This is a genomic window from Actinoplanes sp. NPDC026623 (assembly GCF_040638275.1).
Lineage (GTDB): Bacteria > Actinomycetota > Actinomycetes > Mycobacteriales > Micromonosporaceae > Actinoplanes.
On the sequence record NZ_JBEZXZ010000328.1, the window covers coordinates 1 to 5,770 of the forward strand.

The following is a 5,770-nucleotide window of genomic DNA, read 5'->3' on the forward strand; positions in this document are numbered from 1 at the left end:
GGGCGGGCCGCGGGGCGCGGGCCGGCGACGACGGTGGCGAGGCGGCGGCGGGCGCGGTGGATCAGCGGTGGGGCGTGCTCACCGGGGTGGCGCCGGTCATCACCGCCAACACAGCCGTGTCCGACCACGATCCCGGCCCCGGCGTGATCGGGCGAGACCGGTGACGGGCTCCTGGCGCGCGGGCCGGGTCCTGCTCGCGTCGTCGTTGTCGCTCGCGCTGGCCGGGCTGTGGGCCGCGCCGGCCGCCGCGGATTCCGTCCGGGACCGGCAGTGGCATCTGGCCGCGCTCGACCTCCCGCGGGCGCACCGGATCACCGAGGGTGCGGGGGTGACAGTCGCGGTGATCGACACCGGTGTCGCCGCGCAGCACCGCGACCTGGCGTCCGCCGTGCTGCGCGGGGGCAGCGTCTACCCGGACTCCACCGGGGACGGCCGCGAGGACGTCGACGGGCACGGCACCGAGATGGCCGGGATCATCGCCGGCCGGGGCCACGGCCGGGGCGGCGGCAGCGGCGTCCTGGGTGTCGCCCCGGCGGCGAAGATCCTGCCGATCGAGGCGCCGATCAACACCTTCGCGACCGCCGACTCGATCGTGGATGCCATCTCCTACGCCGTCGACCACGACGCCGACGTCATCAACATGTCGTTCAGCACGGCGAACGACGACAGGCTGCGCGAGGCCATCCGGGCGGCTTCGGCCGCCGGCATCGTCGTGGTCGCCGCGGCGGGCAACACCGGGGACGTCGACACCGGGGACTACCCGGGCAAATTCCCTGAGGTGCTGACGGTCGGCGCCGTCGATCGCCGGGGTGCCGTCGCGGACTACTCGGTGCGCGGCCCGCAGCTGGAGATCGCGGCTCCCGGCACGGAGATCGTCACCACCGGCATCAAGTCCTCCGGCTACTGCCTGTGCAGCGGGACCAGCGAGGCGGCGGCGGTGGTCAGCGGGGCCGCGGCGCTGGTCCGCGCCCGATATCCGGACCTGAGCGCGGCCGAGGTCATCCACCGGCTGACCGCGACCGCCGTGGACGCGGGCCCGAAGGGACGCGACGACGCCTACGGTTACGGGCGGCTCGACCCCGTCCGGGCACTGACGGCGAAGGTGCCGCCGCTGCCGGCCGGCAAGGCGTCCGCGTCGGCGCGGGTGCGGGCCGCCCCGCCGGTCGACGCCCGGTCGATGCCGCGGTCGAGGACGGCTCCGCTGGTCGTCACGGGCGTGGCGGCGCTGGTGGTCCTGCTCGTCGGCGGGCTCGCCGTGTGGATGCTGCTGAGAAGACGGCGGGCGCGATGATCCGGCACCGTGTGTGATCTTCGGCTCGGGTCCGTCCCGAGCTCAACGCGGGTTCGGTATCGCAAGATGGTCACCATGCGTAGACGGACTCTGCTCGTGGGCCTGGCCGCGACCGCCGGGATCGGGGCGTCGGCCGCCTGTTCGCCGCCGTCGCGCCCCGTCACCGTCACCGTCACCGCCACCGGTGGTGCCGCCTCGCCGTCCGCGGTCGCGTCCACCCCGGCGCCCGCCTCGTCGGTGCCCATCCTGGGCTCGACCGCCGCGTCGTCGCTGGCGCCGCGGGAGATGACGGCGCCGTACACGCCGGTGCCGGGCGCCGCGCCCGGCGCGTACGCGGTGGGCCGGCAGGTGCTGCGGTTCCGGCGCGGCGACCGGGCCCTGCCCACCACGGTCTGGTATCCGGCGAAGGGGGCCGTGCCGGGCACCCCGGACCCGGTCGACGACGCGCCGCCGGCCGCCGGCCGCTTCCCGCTCGTGCTGTTCAGCCACGGCCTCACGGCGCAGCCGGACGACTACGCGGACATGCTGACGCGGTGGGTGCGGGCCGGCTTCGTCGTGGCCGGGCCCACCTACCCGAGGACCTCGTACGGGGTCGCCGACTTCGACCCGCTGGACATCGTCAACCAGCCCGCCGACGCGTCGTGGGTGCTCGACTCGTTACTCGCTCCGGCGGGGCCGTTCGGCGCGATGATCGACCCGGATAGGCTGGCCGCCGCGGGTCACTCGGCCGGGGGAATCACCACGGTCGGGTTGTTCAGTGCCTACCGTGACGAACGTCTCAAAGCGGGCGTGGTGCTGAACGGCACCGACTTCCAGGGCGCGCCGTTCACCGGCCCGCCGGCGGCGCTGCTCTTCGTGCACGGACGCAGGGACAACACCGTCACCTACCGGGCCGGACGCGCTGTCTACGCGGCCGTTCCCTGGTCACGCGCGATGTTGTCGATCACCGACGGGGGACATGTCACCGAGGCGCCGGACTTCGAGGCGACCGTCGGCACATCGACGGAGTTCCTGCGCTGGGCCCTCTACGGCGACGCCGCGGCGCGGGCGCGCCTCCCGCGGGCGGCCGCGGCCGGCGACGCGGGCACGCTGCAGGAGCGGCTCTGAGAGGCGATCCTGGATCTTCCTGACTACCCTGATTCGGGTGACTTCTCCAACGCCTTCCCGTGATCGCAACAAGTTGGCCAGCGCCGGATCGCTGTTGATCTGCGGCCTGCTGGCGGGCGTGGTGGTGGCCGCTGCCTCGTTCCCGGCGGTCGCCATGTCGGGGCTGGCGGCCAAGGCCGGGTCGGAGACGTTCGGTGAGCTGCCCAGTCAGCTCTCGCACCAGAGCGCACCGCAGGTGACGCGGGTCTTCGCCTCGGACAACAAGACCCAGATCGCGGTCATGTACGACGAGTTCCGCAGCGACGTCCCGCTCAAGGACATCTCGGTGAACATGCAGAACGCCATCGTCGCCGCCGAGGACCACCAGTTCTACAAGCACAACGGCGTCGACCTGAAGGGTGTTGCCCGGGCGTTCGTCAACAACAAGAACGGCGGCGGCAAGCAGGGCGCGTCGACGCTGACGATGCAGCTGGTCCGGATGACCCTGGCCTACTCGGCGAAGACCCCGCAGCAGGCGGTCGACGCGACCAAGGACACCCCGGAGCGCAAGCTCTCCGAGATGAAGTACGCGCTGCAGCTCGAGAAGGAACTCAACAAGCAGAAGATCCTCGAGCGCTACCTCAACATCGCGCCCTTCGGCAACGGCGCGTACGGCGTCTTCGCCGGCAGCCAGGTCTATTTCGGCAAGAAGCCGAAGGACCTCACGGTGGCCGAGGCCGCGCTGCTGGCCGGCATGGTGAAGGCGCCGACGTCGTTCGACCCGACCACGCCCAGCGGCTACCCGCAGGCGCTGGACCGGCGCAACTACATCATCGACAACATGCGTGACCTCGGCTACCTGACCCCGGCCGACGCCACCAAGGCCAAGACCGTCAAGCTCGGCAGGACCACCAACCGGCCCGGCAACGGCTGCGTCTCGGTCGCGAAGAGCAACTGGGGCTTCTTCTGCGACTATTTCTACCGCTGGTGGCTGACCCAGGAGGCGTTCGGCAAGAGCACGTACGACCGGGAGCGGCAGCTCAAGACCGGCGGCTACCGGGTCGTGACGTCGCTGGACATCAAGGCGCAGGGCGCGGCGCGCAAGGAGATCACCAAGCAGATCAGGGACACCAACCGCAACGCGCTGCTGCTGGCCGGCGTCGAGCCCGGCTCCGGCCGGGTCCGCGCCCTCGCCGCGAACCGCAAATACAAGCTGGACAGCACGACCGACCCCAAGAACAGGCTCTCGTCGGACCCGGAGAAGGCGGCTCAGGGCATCCGCGGCACCTACCCGAACACCACCAACCCGATCATCACCGGCGGCGGCGACATCAACGGCTACCAGGCCGGCTCGGTGTTCAAGATGTTCACCATGGTCGCCGCCCTGGAGGACGGCCTCGGGCTGGACCACACGATCAACGCGCAGGCGCGGTACAAGTCGGGCTACATCATCGACCCGAGCTCGGACGCGGCGTGCCCCGGCACGCACTTCTACTGCCCGGGCAACGCCGCGAAGAACGAGGTCGGCCAGTTCAACATGTGGACCGGTTTCGGCCGCTCGGTGAACACGTACTTCGTGCCGCTGCAGGAGGAGGTCGGCGCCGAGAAGGTCGTCGACGTGGCGAAGCGGTTCGGCGTGAAGTTCCGGGCCGAGAGCGACGCCAAGATGGCGAACGACGAGGCCTCGGCGAACCAGTGGGGCGCCTTCACGCTCGGCGTCTCCGCCTCGACGCCGCTCGACATCGCGAACGCGTACGCGACGCTCGCCGGTGACGGGCGGTACTGCGCGCCGACGCCGATCCAGCAGATCTACACCCAGGACGGCAAGAAGAGCGAGATCGGCCAGCCCAAGTGCAACCGGGCGACCAGCAAGGACGTGGCACGCCGGGCGCTCGACGCGGCCCGCTGCCCGGTCGGCGACCACGCGCAGCTCGGGAACTGCGCCGGCGCCACCGAGCCGAGCGCACACGCCGTGGTCGGGCACCCGGTCTTCGGCAAGACCGGCACGACTGACGCCGACAAGACCGCGGCCCTGGTGGTCGGCACCCAGAATCTCGTGGTGGCCGGCTACCTGGTGAACCCCGACTGGGCGGATCACCCGGACCACATGTCGCACGGCATCGTGAACCCGGCGGTGTACCGCACGGTCGCCGACTACATGGAGGGCCGCCCGGTCGAGGAGTTCAAGAAACCGAGCGACTGACCCGAGCGCGTGGCCGCAGACCTTCGATCCGCGGCCACGCGCCCTTTCCACTCCGGACATGTACAGGCCGCTGTCGATCTCATACATTGACGGCGGTCCATTCATTCCGGAACGTGGGAGCACACATGCTCGGTACGGGCAGGATCGCGGCCGCGCTGACGATGGCGCTGGTCTCCCTCGGTCTCGTGGCGCCGGCACCCGCCGGCGCGGCGGTCAGCCGATCCGAACTGGCGCTGCGCTGGGCGCCGATCCACTACCAGGACGTCGACGCCACCGGCAGCCACGCGCTGGGCGGCAAGGCCGACTACATCACCCGTGTCGACTTCGACGGAGACCTCAACGGCCGCAACAACTGGGACCGGGCAGCCCAGCCGGACGTCTCGTTCTCGGCGGCGGCGTACTACTCCGTCGCGGAGACCAGCACGCACTGGTACATCACCTACTTCTTCTTCCACCCCCGCGACTGGGTCGACCACCCGTTCTTCGAGACCGAGCACGAGAACGACGGCGAGGGCGTGCTGCTGGCGGTGCAGAAGGACGGCTCGGCGTACGGGGTGCTGCGCTCCGCGGTGACGGTGGCGCACACGAGCTTCTACTCGTACACGCCGAGCGGGAGCACCTGGACCGGCGGCCGCGAGACGGTGGACGGGACCCTGCAGATGCAGTCCTCGCCGCACGACGCGTTCCAGCACCCGGTGACCGCGCAGGAGGTGCAGGGTCACGGCCTGAAGGCGTACCCGCAGTACAAGATCAACGGCGACGGCATCGTCTACTACCCGTCGGCGCAGGGCGAGACCCCGAGCAGCGGCAACGACCGGGACGTCCAGTACGAGCTGATCGACGTCTTCGCGTCCGGCGGCCTCTGGGCCCAGCGCGACAACACGAACCTGTACGCGAGCCTGGGCACCTTCGCGGGTGACACCTCGGGCGGTTGCGGCGTCGGCACCTTCTCGTGCGGCACGAACTCGGCGAACGCCCCGTGGGGCTGGGACGACGGCGACGACCTGCCGGGCCGGGGCGAGATCGCGACCAACCCGGCGAAGCTGTCCGCCGAGTACTTCACGATCCCGGGCGAGCTCTCCCGGACCTACAGCTACAACCCGTTCTCGTCCGAGGCGGCGGCCCTGAAGCGGGCGGCCGAGACGGCACCGCCCGTGACGGACTGACCCGAGGGGTGGCGGCGGCCGGGC

At 71.2% G+C, this 5,770-nt stretch carries 4 protein-coding genes; all 4 read left to right on the plus strand.

All coding sequences use genetic code 11. The features are described from left to right. Window positions 1-160: 160 nt before the first annotated feature. The 4 genes from mycP to AB0F10_RS43700 all read left to right on the plus strand — a co-directional run bounded on the left by mycP (window position 161) and on the right by AB0F10_RS43700 (window position 5,746). Window positions 161-1,291: a type VII secretion-associated serine protease mycosin gene (gene mycP, locus AB0F10_RS43685; protein WP_360640032.1), complete on the plus strand. Its 1,131-nt coding sequence runs from the start codon at window positions 161-163 to the stop codon at window positions 1,289-1,291. A 75-nt stretch (window positions 1,292-1,366) separates the two neighbouring features. After that, window positions 1,367-2,398, plus strand: coding sequence for a chlorophyllase/cutinase-like alpha/beta fold protein (locus AB0F10_RS43690; RefSeq protein ID WP_360640035.1), 1,032 nt, complete (start codon window positions 1,367-1,369; stop codon window positions 2,396-2,398). 37 nt (window positions 2,399-2,435) lie between these two features. Next, complete coding sequence (locus AB0F10_RS43695; RefSeq protein WP_360640038.1) at window positions 2,436-4,580, plus strand: transglycosylase domain-containing protein; 2,145 nt, start codon at window positions 2,436-2,438, stop codon at window positions 4,578-4,580. Window positions 4,581-4,705: 125 nt separating this feature from the next. Next, on the plus strand, window positions 4,706-5,746 hold the full coding sequence (locus AB0F10_RS43700; RefSeq protein WP_360640040.1) for a hypothetical protein: 1,041 nt from the start codon (window positions 4,706-4,708) through the stop codon (window positions 5,744-5,746). Window positions 5,747-5,770 lie beyond the last annotated feature (24 nt).

Coding starts and splice junctions, on each gene's coding strand:
- AB0F10_RS43690 (WP_360640035.1), top strand. CDS start 1,367: ATGCGTAGACGGACTCTGCTCGTGGGCCTGGCCGCGACCGCCGGGATC.
- AB0F10_RS43700 (WP_360640040.1), top strand. CDS start 4,706: ATGCTCGGTACGGGCAGGATCGCGGCCGCGCTGACGATGGCGCTGGTC.